Source organism: Agrobacterium sp. 10T429, from assembly GCF_056393925.1.
The window spans coordinates 240,751-254,826 of the sequence record NZ_JBFTGV010000001.1; the positions used below are offsets into that span (position 1 = coordinate 240,751).

Sequence of the window (14,076 nt, forward strand, 5' to 3'; positions counted from 1 at the left end):
AACGCTAGATACCCCGCAATTCCACAGGATTTGTCAGATGGCCGAAACACTTGCCGAGGCGGTCTCCCGCCGCCGCACCTTTGCTATTATTGCGCACCCGGACGCGGGTAAGACCACGCTTACGGAAAAACTGCTGCTGTTCGGCGGAGCGATCCAGCTTGCCGGCGAGGTGAAGGCGAAGAAGGATCGCATCCAGACCCGTTCGGACTGGATGAAGATCGAGCGCGAGCGCGGCATTTCGGTCGTCACTTCGGTCATGACCTTCGAATATAACGACCGCGTCTTCAACATCCTCGATACGCCCGGCCACGAAGACTTTGCCGATGACACCTACCGCACGCTGACGGCGGTGGATGCGGCGATCATGGTTATCGATGCCGCCAAGGGTATCGAGCCGCGCACGCTGAAGCTTTTCGAAGTTTGCCGCATGCGCGATATTCCGATCATCACCTTCATCAACAAGATGGACCGCGAAAGCCGCGATCCCTTCGAGATTCTGGATGAGGTCGAGGAAAAGCTGGCGCTCGATACCGCGCCGATCACCTGGCCGGTCGGCCGGGCGAAGAGCTTCTGTGGCGCTTACAATCTTGCTGAAAACACCTTTCGTGGCAACGACACGCAGGTGGATGGCCTTTCGGTCAACGGCCCTCAGGCTGTCGCCGATCGTCTGCCGGAAAATGAGCGCAAGGTCTTTATCGAGGAAACGGAACTGGCTCTGGAAGCCTGCCGCCCCTTTGACCGTCAGGCGTTCCTGGAAGGTCACATGACGCCGGTATTCTTCGGTTCGGCGCTGCGCAATTTCGGTGTGCGCGACCTCATCAATGCGCTGGGTGATTTCGCCCCGCCGCCGCGCGATCAGGTGGCGGATACCCGCACCGTGCATGCGGCGGAAGACAAGATGACGGCCTTCGTGTTCAAGATTCAGGCCAATATGGATCCCAACCATCGCGACCGCATCGCCTTTGCCCGCATCTGCTCCGGCAAGCTGGAGCGCGGCATGAAGGCGCGGCTGTCGCGCACCGGCAAGCTCATGGGGCTGACCGCACCGCAATTCTTCTTCGCGTCACAGCGCCAGCTGGCCGATACCGCCTTTGCGGGCGATGTGGTCGGCATTCCCAACCACGGCACGCTGCGCATCGGTGATACGCTGACCGAAGGTGAAAACCTCGTATTCCAGGGCGTGCCGAACTTCTCGCCGGAAATCCTGCGCCGCGTGCGCTTGGAAGACGCGATGAAGGCGAAGAAGCTGAAGGAAGCTTTGCAGCAGATGGCGGAAGAAGGTGTCGTGCAGCTCTTTTCGCCAGAAGACGGCTCGCCCGCCATCGTCGGCGTTGTCGGCGCGCTGCAGCTCGATGTGTTGAAGGAACGGCTGATGGGCGAATATGGCCTGCCGGTCTCGTTTGAAATGTCTCGCTTTTCCGTCTGCCGCTGGATCTCGTCCGATCAGCCGGCGGAAATGGACAAGTTCCTCAACGTCAAGCGCGGCGATATCGCTCGCGATCTGGATGGCGATCCGGTGTTTCTGGCGCAGGATTCCTTCTCGCTGCGGTATGAATCCGAGCGGTTTCCGGCGATCAAGATGGTCGCGATCAAGGAATATCACGTCGCCAAGGCGGCGTGATATCAGCCGGATTGCACTTTGAATGCCAAGGGCTTAGTTTCCCGGTTAAACGGGAAACTGGTCCGGCACCATGACGCTTTCAGGCAAACATATTCTCCTCATCATCTCCGGCGGCATCGCGGCCTATAAGAGCCTCGACCTCATCCGCCGTCTGAAAGAGCGCGGCGCGAAGGTGACGCCAGTCATGACGAAGGGCGCACAGGAATTCGTCACTCCGCTTGCTGTTGGCGCACTGTCCGCCACCCACGTCTTCACCGAGCTTTTTTCGAGGCAGGACGAGCAGGATGTCGGGCATATCCGGCTCGCACGCGAATGCGACCTCGTGCTGGCCGCGCCCGCCACCGCTGATCTGATGGCGAAGATGGCGAATGGTCTGGCTGATGATCTTGCCTCCACGATCCTTCTGGCGACCGATCGGAAGGTGCTGGTCGCACCTGCCATGAACCCGAAAATGTGGTCGGCAAAGCCAACGGTGCGCAATGTCGAAACGCTGAAAAAAGACGGCGTGTTTTTCATCGGCCCTATGGCAGGCGAAATGGCGGAAAAGGGCGAGGCTGGTCTTGGTCGTATGGCGGAGCCTTTGCAGATCGTCCAAGGCGTCGAGGCTTTGCTGGATGGCGGTCCGAAGCCTTTAAAAGGCAGAACGGCGATCGTTACCTCCGGCCCAACCCATGAGCCGATCGATCCGGTGCGTTACATCGCCAACCGCTCCTCTGGCAAGCAGGGCCATGCCATCGCAGCTGCGCTTGCGGAATTGGGTGCGGAGGTAACGCTGGTCTCGGGTCCCGTCACGATTGCCGATCCGGCGGGCGTTGCAACGGTCCATGTCGAGCGTGCCGAGGAGATGCGCGATGCGGTGATTTCAAGGCTGCCGGTGGATATCGCCGTCATGGTTGCCGCTGTCGCCGACTGGCGGGTGGCGGGTTCTTCGGAGCAGAAGATCAAAAAGCAGCCGGGCGATGCCCCGCCTGCGCTGCAACTTATGGAAAACCCCGATATTCTCAAAACCGTCGGCCACCACGAAAAGCGCCCGAAGCTGGTGGTGGGTTTCGCCGCCGAGACGCAGGATGTCGAGAAAAACGGCCGAGCCAAACTGGAGCGCAAGGGCGCCGATTATATCGTTGCAAATGATGTTTCGGCGGAAACCGGCATCATGGGCGGAGACCGCAACAGCGTGAAGATCATTTCGAATGAGGGTATCGAGGCCTGGCCTGATATGGACAAGGCCGAAGTCGCCAAACGTCTGGCGGCCCTCATTGCGGAGAAACTCGCATGAGCCTTTTCGATCGCAAGACATTCGACAGGGTTCTCGGAGAATGGCCGGGCGTCCGTTTCGTCGATCAGTGGGATTCCCACGTTGCCAAGGTCGGAGACAAGGTCTTTTCCGTTTTGGGTGAGCGTGACGACTGGCGGCTTGTGGTGAAATGTTCGGAGGAGAGCTTCGAAATCCTCACCTCGCTGGAAGGCATCCACCAGGCACCTTATTTCGCCAAGCGCAAATGGATATCGATCTCCGATCATTCGCCGCTGGAGCAAGAGGAGCTGGAACACTATGTCCGCCGCTCCTATGAACTCGTTGCCGCAGGGCTGACGAAGAAGCTGCGGGTCGAACTGGGAATTCTCCGGGCCTGAAGGCGGCATTACCGCCAATCCCTTCAATTTTCTTTCGTGTTTCGCCCGATGATCTGGCGAACCCCTTCTTTTTTAAAAGGTTGAAAAAGCTGTGGCAGAAAGCCCTTTGCAATTTCTCCCTTGATGCCGATGTTGGTCGAGGAAGGGCGATCGGGATTGAAATAGCTGCCGAACAACTGGTCGAAAATCACAAGGTTCTCGCCATAATTTGTATTTCCCTCAGGCAGCTCTTTGGAGTGGTGCCAACGGTGCAGCCGGGGCGTGCTGAACACGTAGTCCAGAGGCCCGGTTTTCATATCCACATTGCAATGAGTCAGAATGCCGATGAAGGCGGTCACAGCCGCGAGCCACCAAAACACCTGCAACGGCGCGCCCATGAGATAAAGCGGAATCTGGCTGAGCGCGATCTTGAACAGCGAGTCGGCCACATGAAAACGGCCCGTATTGACGACCCAAAGACGGACAACGCTGTGATGAAGCGCGTGGAAACGCCAGAAGAACACCGTTTCATGAGCGATACGGTGCGCCCAGTAGAGACCAAATTCAGCGATCATCAGGGCGAGCGTGACCTGAACAACCATCGGCAACTGAGAAGGCCACAGGTCGAATTTCATGGCCGCCAAAGGTTGCAGAAAAATGGCGGTCAGCATTGGAAAAAGCACCGCTGCCGTGGCAGCAAGCTGAACAAGCCCCTTGGTCAAGAGCGTGTGGGCGATATTGTTGACGGTTTCACCATCAGACTGAAGCCATTCCGTCTCATAGGGAATGTAACGCTCAAGAAGAAACAGGCTGGCCACCGCGCCCGCGTAGACGGCGAGGAATGTGGTGATCGGATGCTCACTCGAAAAAGCGAAATAAGCCCCGGTAAGACCGAGAAAAAACACCATGGGCCACGAGCAATAGGTAAGGACCCGTTTTACGGCTTCATTTTTTGCCATCAATCTCAATTCCCGTCCGGCAATCATTTAACTTTCAACCAAGATCAGGTCATTATCCTCGATATGTTGCAGCAGCACGGTACGCATCTATCAAACTGGAAGACCGGCGATTTTCAGTTCGAAAGTGTGCCGCACCGGCGTGAGCGCCGAGTTTGAATATCGTTTAGCTGATCCTGATCGCGATATAGAGAAGCGTGAGCGCAATCACCCAGAGCGCCGCCCGGCCCCATTTGGTGTGGCGCGCTTCCGCCTTGCCGATCGCTTCCGCGGTCTGGGCGTCGAAACGCAGGCCGTTCTCGCTCATATACACCAGGTCGGAATGCAGCTTCTCCGTCTTGGCAGCGATCTCGGGTGCCGCTTCCGCAAGCTTGAGAGCCGCCTTCACGCCGTCCTTCAGATCGGTGACAATGCGTTTCGGGCCAAGATTGTCCCTTATCCAGCCGCTGACGACCGGATCGGCCGCTTTCCACATGTTGAAACGCGGATTGAGCATGCGGGATACGCCTTCCACCACCACCATGGTCTTTTGCAGCATCACCAGTTCCGGGCGCGTTTCCATGTCGAAGAGCTCGGTAACCTCGAACAGCAGCGTCAGCAATTTGCCCATGGAGATCGTCTCGGCCGGCTGGCCGTGGATCGGTTCGCCGATGGCGCGGATCGCCTGCGCAAAGCTGGCTTTGTCGTGATGGCCCGGCACATAACCGGCCTCGAAATGCACTTCCGCGACGCGCATGTAATCGCGGGTGATGAAGCCGTAGAGGATTTCGGCAAGGAACCTGCGTTCTTTTTTGCCCAGCCGCCCGGCAATGCCCATATCCACGGCTACGATCATGCCCTGCGGATCGACAAAGAGATTGCCGGGGTGCATGTCGGCATGGAAAAAGCCGTCGCGCAACGTGTGCCGCAGGAAGGACTGGATGAGGGTATCAGCCAGCTTGTTCAGATCGTGGCCGGCAGCCTTCAGTCCCTCAATATCCGACATCTTGACGCCGTCGATCCATTCCATGGTGACGACGTCGCGGCCGGTGCGTTCCCAATCTACCTCCGGAACGCGGAATCCGGGGTCTTCTTTGGTATTTTCGGCAAGTTCGGAAAGGGCGGCGGCCTCAAGCCGCAGATCCATCTCGATCTTGGTTGTCTGTTCCAGCGTGCGAGTGACTTCCACCGGCCGCAGGCGGCGGGCAGAGCGGACGAAACGCTGTTGCAGGTCGGCGATCAGATACATCGCCTCCAGATCGTTCTGGAAGCGCTGGCGAACGCCGGGGCGAATGACCTTGACGGCGACCTTGCGCGGCCCTTTCGGCGTATCCACTATCGCCGGGTGAACCTGGGCGATGGAAGCGGCGGCGATCGGATCGCCAAACTCCCTGTAGAGTTCCGAAACAGACCGCCCGAGCGAACCTTCGATGTTAGCCTTGGCCGCGGCTGCGGGGAAAAATGCCATGCGGTCCTGCAGGCTCGCAAGATCGTCGGCGAAGTCGGCGCCGACCACATCCGGCCTTGTGGCCAGAAACTGTCCCATCTTCACATAGGACGGGCCAAGCCGCTCGACAGCTACCGCCAGCCGGTCGCTACGCTGCGCCCGCTTGGCCTTGCTGCGGGCGAATGGCTTCAGCAATGCCTTCATCACTTGCGCGGAGGCAGGAAGGTCATCGGATGGCAAGGCCAGCACGACGCCTTCGCGCACGAGAACCCAGCCAACCCTTGCGAGGCGGAAATATGCGCCCAAAGTGCTCATGCTTATGCTTGTCTCCTGCTTTTGCCGGGCATGGTCTTAAAGCTTCCAGCCGGAATGCAGGGCGGCGATACCGCCGGTGTAATTGGTATAGGTCACGCGCGAAAAGCCGGCGGAGCGGATCATCGTCGCGAAATCCTCCTGATTGGGGAATTTGCGGATCGACTCGACCAGATATTGATAGGGCTCGGCATCACCGGTGATCATCTTGCCGAATTGCGGAATGGCGTTGAACGACCATGCATCATAGACGCGGTCGAGTAGCGGCATTTCCACTTCGGAAAATTCCAGCACCAGCAGTCGCCCGCCACGTTTCAGCACGCGGTAGGCTTCTTTCAGCGCAACGTCGATGCGCGGTACGTTGCGAATGCCGAAGGCGACCGTATAGGCGTCGAAGGTATTCGCCTCGAAGGGCAGCTCCTCGGCATTTGCTTCAACGAAGGTCAGATTGTCGGAGAGCTTTCGTTTTGCCGCGCGCTCCTCGCCAACGGCAAGCATCGAGCCGTTGATATCGAGAACGGTGGCATGCGCCAGACGGTTGGAGGCTTCCACGATGCGGAAAGCGATATCGCCGGTGCCACCAGCTACGTCAAGCACCTTGTAAGAGGCGTCCTTGCGCGGTGAAAGCGAGGACACCATGGCGTCCTTCCACAGCCGGTGCAGGCCGGCCGACATCACGTCGTTCATAATGTCGTAGCGCTTGGCCACCTTGTGGAAGACATCGTTGACCAGCCCCTGCTTTTTGCCTTCGTCCACTTTGTGGAAGCCATAGGACGTTTCCATGCCGCCTTGGGCAGTGGTACGGGCGTCGGTCATCGTCTGTCTCCATATTAATTGCGTGGCGGACCATAGCGGAAACGCCATGGCGACGCTATCTGTTGCCGCATCGCCTGGGCGCGACATTTCGCGTGCATTGTATAGACCACATGGTCCTAACGATAAACTGCCGGATAAGCCAGATGCCAGAATTGCCAGAAGTCGAAACCGTTAGACGCGGCCTCGCGCCCACCATGGAAGGGGCAAGAATCCGCAAGCTCCACCTTGGCCGTCCCGATCTGCGCTTTCCGTTCCCGGAGGACTTCGCGGGCCTGATCGAGGGCAGGACGATCATATCGCTCGGGCGCAGGGCGAAGTATCTCTTGATAGAGCTGGAAGACGGGCTGACGATCGTTGCCCATCTTGGAATGTCCGGCTCGTTCCGTATCGAGGCGGCGGCGGATGAGGCGGGAAATAGGAACGCGCCCGGCGCGTTTCATTATGCCCGCTCGAAGGACGGCAAGCACGATCATGTCGTCTTTCATCTGGATAAGGGCGAAGAGCGCATCTGCGTCATCTATAATGACCCGCGCCGCTTCGGCTTCATGCATCTGGTGGAGCGCAACAAGCTCGACCTGTACCCCGCTTTTGCGGGGCTGGGACCGGAACCGACCGGCAACGCGCTGAGCGCGGATTATCTCGCGAGCCGGTTCCAGGGTAAAAGCCAGCCGTTAAAAAGCACGCTGCTGGACCAGAAGGTCATTGCGGGCCTTGGCAATATCTATGTCTGTGAGGCGCTGTGGCGTGCCCATCTCTCGCCTTTGCGGGCGGCGGGAACGCTGGTGACCAAAACCGGAGAGCCGAAGCCGGAGCTCATCAATCTCACGGAGAAGATCCGGGACGTGATCGCGGACGCAATCGCCGCCGGCGGCTCTTCCCTGCGCGACCATATACAGACGGACGGAACGCTCGGTTATTTCCAGCATTCCTTTTCAGTCTACGATCAGGAAGGCCAGCCTTGCCGTACACCCGGCTGCGGGGGTACGGTTGAAAGGATAGTGCAGGCCGGTCGTTCGACCTTTTATTGCGCGGCCTGCCAGAAGTAGCTGAGGCGGAATAATGGCGAGGGAGACTGCCGTGGATTATGAAACGATACTGGTCGAGAAGCGCGACGAGGTGGGCGTCATCACGCTCAACCGGCCCAAGGCGCTCAACGCCCTCAATTCGGTGCTTCTGAAGGAGCTGCGGCACATTCTCTCCTCGTTCTCTGCTGACGATTCCATCGGCGCGATCATTATAACGGGGTCGGAAAAGGCATTTGCCGCTGGCGCGGACATCAAGGAAATGCAGGGGCTGGATTTTGTCGATGCCTATGTCGGCGACTTTCTCGGCGGCTGGGACGAGGTCGCATCGACCCGCAAGCCGGTCATTGCCGCAGTCTCCGGCTTTGCGCTGGGCGGCGGGTGTGAGCTGGCAATGATGTGCGATTTCATCATCGCTTCGGACACGGCGAAATTCGGTCAGCCGGAAATCACGCTTGGCGTCATTCCCGGCATGGGCGGCTCGCAGCGGCTGACGCGGGCGGTGGGCAAGGCGAAGGCCATGGATCTGGTTCTGACCGGCCGCATGATGGATGCAGCCGAGGCAGAGCGCGCCGGCCTCGTTTCGCGGATCGTCCCAGCGGCGAATCTCATGGATGAGGCGGTGGATGCCGCCACGCGCATCGCCTCGCTGTCTCGCGCTTCCGTTCTCATGGCCAAGGAAAGCGTCAATCGCTCCTTCGAGGTTCCTCTTTCGGAAGGGCTGAGATATGAAAGGCGATCCTTTCAGTCGCTCTTTGCAACAGCGGATCAGAAGGAGGGCATGGCGGCCTTCGTTGAAAAGCGCAAACCCGCTTTCCGGAATCGCTAAGGATTCGGAATATCGGCGTTTTCCGCCATTTGCGCGTTGACGGGCGTACGCTTTAGCGGTATATGCCCGCCCACGGTTAAGGAAAGCCATCCGGCTTGTCCGAAATTACTCCCGCATTCTTGGGTTAAGTGAGGTCTTCGAACGACCCGATCCTCTGGTTGCGGAATTTGGTTTGAATTCGAAGAGAGGCATACATGGCCAATACAACTTCGGCGAAAAAGGCGACCCGCAAGATCGCTCGCCGTACCGCAGTCAACAAGGCTCGCCGTTCGCGCGTTCGCGGCTTCATCCGCAAGGTCGAGGAAGCTATCGCTTCGGGCGATCTGGCAGTAGCCACCGAAGCTCTGAAGGCAGCTCAGCCTGAGATCCAGCGCGCAGCGACGCGTGGCGTTCTGCATGGCAACACGGCATCCCGTAAGGTGTCGCGTCTTGCCCAGCGCGTTAAGGCTCTTTCCGCCTAATCCGGCTAATCACAATTAACTATTCAAAAAGCCTGGTCTTTTGACCGGGCTTTTTGTGATTCTAACCCTACGTTAATCATTCCTGCCGTAACGTGACAAACGCGTGTCAGATGAGCGACAAGAAAAACTTAATAAAAACAATGGATTGCCGGAGGTCTCCCGAAAAATGGGAAGCTTTCTCTACGGAAGTCGCAGCCAGTTTTGAGTCAAGAAGATTTTTATTTTTTTGCCAAAACGGGCTATCGAAAAATGCCAAAATTGAATCTCATTGATTCATAAGCGATTCTGCTTCGGACCTTGCCGGTGATGCAAAACGACCATTGCGAGTCAATGGTCGATCTGAGTTTTTGCAGAAAAAACGCCATTGATCTCTCCCCACGATCCTGCCTAAATGCATTTCAACAAGGGGTGCGGATCTCAGTCCACAGATTATCTCGATGATCGTATCGACGATATTCACCTTCTTGCTGGCGGGCCTTTCGAGGTCCGTTTTCTCAGGTCATTGAGCTTTTTGTGCCGTTTCGGTCTCGGAACGGGCTGGAGCTTTTTGTCCTTAAGAATGCGCCTTACAGTTGTAGCGAAAGGAGCGTTTTTAGCGTGTCGCAGGCCTCTCCATGAAGGGGAGGGAAATGGGATAACCGGCTCGCAAACAAGTAGTAGTCTTTGACGCTCTTTCGAGGGGAGTGCTGGAGGCGGGAAATAATACGAGGGGGATCTCTGGCGATCGTTTTTTTGATCGTCAGGCTATGATTGGCAATTTGAAAGGCGGCAATATGCAATTGAATTTGGCGATGGGTGCGGTGGCCGATGGGGACCGCGCACCACAGGCTCGTGATGCAGCTTGCTCAGAAGCGGCAGGGGATAAATCGGCAATGAAGCACGATGCGCTGTTTGAACGTTTTAGCGCGCGGCTGAAGGCACAGGTTGGTCCCGAGGTCTATGCAAGCTGGTTTGCACGGCTCAAACTCCACACCGTTTCGAAAAGCGTCGTCCGTTTTACCGTTCCGACGACCTTTCTGAAGTCCTGGATCAACAACCGTTATATGGATCTGATCACCAGTCTCGTCCAAAGCGAGGATCCGGACGTGCTGAAGGTGGAAATTCTTGTCCGCTCCGCCAGCCGCCCGGCCCGCCCCGCGCAGGTCGAGGAACGGGTGCAGCCCGTTCAGGACATGGGCGCGGTTGCGCGCAACAAGTCCTTCATTCCGTCGCAGCCCGCGACAGCACCTTCTGCACAGCCCGCGGCGGCGCAGGCGACGCTGCGGCAGGGTAGCTCCGGGCCGCTGTTCGGTTCGCCGCTCGATACACGTTTCACCTTTGACACTTTTGTCGAGGGCTCGTCCAACCGCGTCGCGCTTGCGGCGGCAAAGACGATCGCTGAAGCGGGTGCCGGTGCTGTGCGCTTCAATCCGCTGTTCATTCATGCGGGTGTCGGGCTTGGCAAGACACACCTTCTGCAGGCGATTGCCAATGCCGCCATCGACAGCCCGCGCAACCCGCGTGTGGTCTATCTGACGGCCGAATATTTCATGTGGCGTTTTGCGACCGCGATCCGCGACAATGATGCGCTGACGCTGAAAGACACCCTGCGCAATATCGACCTTCTCGTCATCGACGACATGCAGTTCCTGCAGGGCAAGATGATCCAGCACGAATTCTGCCACCTGTTGAACATGCTGCTCGACAGCGCCAAGCAGGTTGTCGTGGCCGCTGACCGCGCGCCGTGGGAGCTGGAATCGCTTGATCCGCGTGTCCGTTCGCGCCTTCAGGGTGGCATGGCCATCGAGATCGAAGGCCCCGATTACGACATGCGCTACGAAATGCTCAACCGTCGCATGGGTTCTGCGCGTCAGGACGATCCGTCTTTCGAGATTTCGGACGAAATACTGACCCATGTGGCCAAAAGCGTGACAGCGAGCGGACGCGAGCTTGAAGGCGCCTTCAACCAGCTGATGTTCCGACGCTCTTTCGAGCCGAACCTCTCGGTTGACCGTGTCGATGAGCTGCTGTCGCACCTCGTCGGCAGTGGGGAGGCCAAGCGCGTCCGTATCGAGGATATTCAGCGCATCGTCGCCAGGCATTATAATGTGTCGCGGCAGGAGCTGGTTTCCAACCGTCGCACCCGCGTCATCGTCAAGCCGCGCCAGATCGCCATGTATCTGGCCAAGATGCTGACACCGCGCTCATTTCCCGAGATCGGTCGCCGTTTCGGCGGTCGCGACCACACCACGGTTCTTCACGCGGTGCGCAAGATCGAGGATCTGATTTCCGGTGACACCAAGCTCGGCCACGAGGTTGAGCTGCTGAAGCGCTTGATCAACGAAAACAACGCATGAAAAAAGCGGCCTTCGGGCCGCTTTTTTTATTGGTTTCTCGGTTGTTGATTGGCTCAGGACCAGGCAGGCTGCCGGTCAGCAGGCGAGATCGGCGACCACGGCATCCAGAATAAGCATGCCGGAAGGGGTGCAGCGCAGGCGGGAATTGCCGATCCGTTCCACGAAGCCGTGTTGCAGCAGGAATTCCTCTTTCTCCGGGTCGAGCTCGCGGCCGGAGAGATCGCTCCAGCGAGCAAGATCAATGCCTTCGCGCAGGCGAAGGCCCATCAGCAGCAATTCGTCTGCCTGTTCGTCGACGCCGAGAAGCTCCTGATCGACCATGCCGTGGCCTTCACGCTCTACGGTCTCGAGCCAGGTTTCGGGATGGCGCTCGGTGACGGTGGCGAGCTTGGAGGCACCATTGGTCAGGCGTCCATGCGCACCGGGTCCAATACCGGCATAATCGCCATAACGCCAATAGGTCAGGTTATGGCGGCTTTCCGCACCGGGGCGGGCGTGATTGGAAACCTCGTACGCCGGCATGCCGTAACGCTCGGTGATTTCCTGCGTCGCTTCATAAAGCACCGCCGAATGCTCGCCATCCGGTACGATCAGCTTGCCAGCCTTGTGCAGCCCGTAGAACGGCGTGCCTTCCTCGATAGTGAGCTGATAGAGCGACAGATGGTCGACGGCGTAGGAGACGGCTTCCTTTAGCTCAGCGTCCCATTCGGCCACCGTCTGGTTCGGGCGGGCGTAAATCAGATCGAAGGACATGCGCGGAAAAATTTCCCGCGCCAGACGGATGGCTTTAAGCGCATCGGCAACATCATGCAGACGGCCAAGGAACTTCAGGTCCCGGTCGTTCAGCGCCTGGACGCCGAGCGAGACGCGATTGACGCCGGCTGCCCGGTAACCGCGAAACCGCTCCGCCTCGACGCTTGAAGGATTGGCCTCCATGGTGATCTCGATACCATCAGGCACATGCCAGAAGCGCGAAACGCCATCAAGAAGCGCGCCTACGGTCTGCGGGTCCATCAGCGAAGGTGTGCCGCCGCCCATGAAAATGCTGGTAACGACACGCGGACCGCTGAGCGCCCGCATCTTTGCCATTTCGCTGAGGAACGCCGCAGTGAACCGTTCCTGATCCACCGGGCGGTGGCGGACATGGCTGTTGAAATCGCAGTAGGGGCATTTGGCCGCACAGAAGGGCCAGTGCAGATAGATCCCGAAACCGGGATCGCCCGTATCCGGCAGAAGCGACGCGCCGGGGGCAGAAAGTTGGTGCTCCCCGGTCATCGGGTTCATGCCTCCAGACAGGTTTCGACGAATTTTTTGAACGCGCGGGCACGGTGGGAGAGCGCAAACGCATCGCCGTGCTTCCAGCCGTGTTTTTCGTCTGCGGTCATTTCACCGAATGTGGTGTCGTAACCTTCCGGTTTGAAGATCGGGTCATAGCCGAAACCGCTTGTTCCGCGCGGTGGCCACGCCACCGTGCCTTCCACCTCGCCGCGAAAATATTCGACATGCCCGTCCGGCCAGGCAAGGCACAGCACGCTGACGAAGCGGCCCGTGCGGTCTTCCGGCTTCGTTGCACCGCGTTCGGCAAGCGCATCCTCGACCTTCTGCATGGCCATGGCGAAGTCGCGCGTACCGTCAGCCGTTTCCGCCCAATTGGCAGTGTAAACGCCCGGCGCGCCATCCAGCGCATCGATCACCAGACCGGAATCGTCAGACAGAGCCGGCAGGCCGGACGCCTTCGCAGACGCAAGCGCCTTGATGGCAGCATTTTCCTCAAAGGTGGTGCCTGTCTCGTCCGGCTCCACGAAGTTCAGCTCCGCAGCCGATTTGGCTGAAAAGCCGAAAGGCCCGATCAGGTCGGCGATTTCGGCGATCTTGCCCTTGTTGTGGCTGGCGACGACGATCGTTCTGGTATCGAGCTTGCGCATGACGTTTTCCTGTCGGCTCAGGCGATTGCCTGTTTCTGAAGGGCCACCAGTTCGCTGCATCCGGCCTTTGCAAGACCGAGCAGCGTCAGGAATTCCTCTTCGGAGAAGGGGGCGCCTTCCGCGGTTCCCTGCACCTCGACGATGCCGCCGGAGCCGGTGATGACGAAATTCGCATCGGTCTCGGCGGAGGAATCCTCGAGATAATCGAGATCGATGACCGGCTGTTTTGCAAAGATGCCGCAGGAGATCGCGGCGATATGGTCCTTCAGGACCTTCTCGACCTTGATCATGTTGCGGGTTTCCATCCACTTCAGGCAATCATGTAGGGCGATCCATGCGCCGGTGATGGAAGCCGTGCGCGTGCCGCCATCGGCCTGAATGACGTCGCAGTCGATGCTGATCTGGCGCTCGCCAAGCGCCTGCAGGTCGACCACTGCACGCAGCGAGCGGCCGATGAGGCGCTGGATTTCCTGCGTGCGTCCGCCCTGCTTGCCGGCCGAGGCCTCGCGTTTCATCCGCTCATGAGTGGAACGCGGCAGCATGCCGTATTCGGCGGTGACCCAGCCCTTGCCGCTGTTGCGCAGCCACGGCGGCGTCTTTTCCTCAAGGCTTGCGGTGACGAGCACATGCGTATCACCAAATTTGACCAGACAGGAACCTTCGGCATGTTTCGAGAAATTGCGCTCGAAGGAAACCTTGCGCATCTGATCGGTTTTTCTGCCTGAAGGCCGCATATGATCCACTCTCCATGTTGGTTCCTG

13 protein-coding genes are annotated in these 14,076 nt (G+C 58.7%); 7 read left to right on the forward strand and 6 right to left on the reverse strand.

Annotated features, from left to right (window positions below; genetic code table 11):
- The first annotated feature begins 37 nt into the window (after nt 1-37).
- The 3 genes from AC1DCP_RS01200 to AC1DCP_RS01210 all read left to right on the forward strand — a co-directional run bounded on the left by AC1DCP_RS01200 (nt 38) and on the right by AC1DCP_RS01210 (nt 3,253).
- Nucleotides 38-1,621 carry a peptide chain release factor 3 gene (locus tag AC1DCP_RS01200; RefSeq protein ID WP_065688384.1) on the forward strand — a complete coding sequence of 528 codons (1,584 nt, stop codon included), beginning with the start codon at nt 38-40 and terminating at the stop codon, nt 1,619-1,621.
- A 70-nt stretch (nt 1,622-1,691) separates the two neighbouring features.
- Nucleotides 1,692-2,897: a bifunctional phosphopantothenoylcysteine decarboxylase/phosphopantothenate--cysteine ligase CoaBC gene (gene coaBC / locus AC1DCP_RS01205; RefSeq protein WP_065688383.1), complete on the forward strand. Its 1,206-nt coding sequence runs from the start codon at nt 1,692-1,694 to the stop codon at nt 2,895-2,897.
- The gene (locus tag AC1DCP_RS01210) at nt 2,894-3,253 is read left to right on the forward strand and encodes an MmcQ/YjbR family DNA-binding protein (protein ID WP_019564441.1); all 360 of its coding nucleotides are present in this window, start codon (nt 2,894-2,896) and stop codon (nt 3,251-3,253) included. The genes coaBC and AC1DCP_RS01210 overlap by 4 nt, the downstream gene beginning before the upstream one ends.
- A gap of 23 nt (nt 3,254-3,276) precedes the next feature.
- On the opposite strand, the gene olsE is transcribed toward AC1DCP_RS01210, so the two are convergent.
- The 3 genes from olsE to ubiE form a co-directional block, all read right to left on the reverse strand.
- Nucleotides 3,277-4,191: an ornithine lipid hydroxylase OlsE gene (gene olsE, locus AC1DCP_RS01215; RefSeq protein ID WP_065688467.1), complete on the reverse strand. Its 915-nt coding sequence runs from the start codon at nt 4,189-4,191 to the stop codon at nt 3,277-3,279.
- Nucleotides 4,192-4,354: 163 nt separating this feature from the next.
- Entirely contained in the window at nt 4,355-5,929 is a 1,575-nt protein-coding gene (gene ubiB, locus AC1DCP_RS01220; protein ID WP_019564439.1) for a 2-polyprenylphenol 6-hydroxylase, read from the reverse strand.
- Nucleotides 5,930-5,965: 36 nt separating this feature from the next.
- Nucleotides 5,966-6,742, reverse strand: coding sequence for a bifunctional demethylmenaquinone methyltransferase/2-methoxy-6-polyprenyl-1,4-benzoquinol methylase UbiE (gene ubiE, locus AC1DCP_RS01225; RefSeq protein ID WP_003514739.1), 777 nt, complete (start codon nt 6,740-6,742; stop codon nt 5,966-5,968).
- 143 nt (nt 6,743-6,885) lie between these two features.
- Between ubiE and mutM the strand changes: the two genes are divergently transcribed.
- The 4 genes from mutM (at nt 6,886) to dnaA (ending at nt 11,390) form a co-directional block, all read left to right on the forward strand.
- A complete protein-coding gene (mutM, locus tag AC1DCP_RS01230; RefSeq protein ID WP_025592251.1) occupies nt 6,886-7,788 on the forward strand; it encodes a bifunctional DNA-formamidopyrimidine glycosylase/DNA-(apurinic or apyrimidinic site) lyase in 903 nt (300 codons plus the stop codon).
- Nucleotides 7,789-7,819: 31 nt separating this feature from the next.
- On the forward strand, nt 7,820-8,593 hold the full coding sequence (locus AC1DCP_RS01235) for an enoyl-CoA hydratase (RefSeq protein WP_003514743.1): 774 nt from the start codon (nt 7,820-7,822) through the stop codon (nt 8,591-8,593).
- A 194-nt stretch (nt 8,594-8,787) separates the two neighbouring features.
- Nucleotides 8,788-9,054 carry a 30S ribosomal protein S20 gene (rpsT, locus tag AC1DCP_RS01240; RefSeq protein WP_003493474.1) on the forward strand — a complete coding sequence of 89 codons (267 nt, stop codon included), beginning with the start codon at nt 8,788-8,790 and terminating at the stop codon, nt 9,052-9,054.
- Between the two features lie 872 nt (nt 9,055-9,926).
- Nucleotides 9,927-11,390: a chromosomal replication initiator protein DnaA gene (gene dnaA / locus AC1DCP_RS01245; protein WP_003514748.1), complete on the forward strand. Its 1,464-nt coding sequence runs from the start codon at nt 9,927-9,929 to the stop codon at nt 11,388-11,390.
- Nucleotides 11,391-11,465: 75 nt separating this feature from the next.
- On the opposite strand, the gene hemW is transcribed toward dnaA, so the two are convergent.
- The 3 genes from hemW to rph are packed head-to-tail and all read right to left on the reverse strand — an operon-like array spanning nt 11,466 to nt 14,049.
- Entirely contained in the window at nt 11,466-12,665 is a 1,200-nt protein-coding gene (gene hemW, locus AC1DCP_RS01250) for a radical SAM family heme chaperone HemW (protein WP_003514749.1), read from the reverse strand.
- Nucleotides 12,666-12,670: 5 nt separating this feature from the next.
- Complete coding sequence (gene rdgB / locus AC1DCP_RS01255) at nt 12,671-13,315, reverse strand: RdgB/HAM1 family non-canonical purine NTP pyrophosphatase (RefSeq protein ID WP_003514751.1); 645 nt, start codon at nt 13,313-13,315, stop codon at nt 12,671-12,673.
- Nucleotides 13,316-13,332: 17 nt separating this feature from the next.
- Nucleotides 13,333-14,049 carry a ribonuclease PH gene (gene rph / locus AC1DCP_RS01260; protein ID WP_003514752.1) on the reverse strand — a complete coding sequence of 239 codons (717 nt, stop codon included), beginning with the start codon at nt 14,047-14,049 and terminating at the stop codon, nt 13,333-13,335.
- Nucleotides 14,050-14,076: the final 27 nt, after the last annotated feature.

Coding starts and splice junctions, on each gene's coding strand:
- AC1DCP_RS01200 (WP_065688384.1), top strand. CDS start 38: ATGGCCGAAACACTTGCCGAGGCGGTCTCCCGCCGCCGCACCTTTGCT.
- coaBC (WP_065688383.1), top strand. CDS start 1,692: ATGACGCTTTCAGGCAAACATATTCTCCTCATCATCTCCGGCGGCATC.
- AC1DCP_RS01210 (WP_019564441.1), top strand. CDS start 2,894: ATGAGCCTTTTCGATCGCAAGACATTCGACAGGGTTCTCGGAGAATGG.
- olsE (WP_065688467.1), bottom strand. CDS start 4,191: ATGGCAAAAAATGAAGCCGTAAAACGGGTCCTTACCTATTGCTCGTGG.
- ubiB (WP_019564439.1), bottom strand. CDS start 5,929: ATGAGCACTTTGGGCGCATATTTCCGCCTCGCAAGGGTTGGCTGGGTT.
- ubiE (WP_003514739.1), bottom strand. CDS start 6,742: ATGACCGACGCCCGTACCACTGCCCAAGGCGGCATGGAAACGTCCTAT.
- mutM (WP_025592251.1), top strand. CDS start 6,886: ATGCCAGAATTGCCAGAAGTCGAAACCGTTAGACGCGGCCTCGCGCCC.
- rpsT (WP_003493474.1), top strand. CDS start 8,788: ATGGCCAATACAACTTCGGCGAAAAAGGCGACCCGCAAGATCGCTCGC.
- dnaA (WP_003514748.1), top strand. CDS start 9,927: ATGAAGCACGATGCGCTGTTTGAACGTTTTAGCGCGCGGCTGAAGGCA.
- hemW (WP_003514749.1), bottom strand. CDS start 12,665: ATGACCGGGGAGCACCAACTTTCTGCCCCCGGCGCGTCGCTTCTGCCG.
- rdgB (WP_003514751.1), bottom strand. CDS start 13,315: ATGCGCAAGCTCGATACCAGAACGATCGTCGTCGCCAGCCACAACAAG.
- rph (WP_003514752.1), bottom strand. CDS start 14,049: ATGCGGCCTTCAGGCAGAAAAACCGATCAGATGCGCAAGGTTTCCTTC.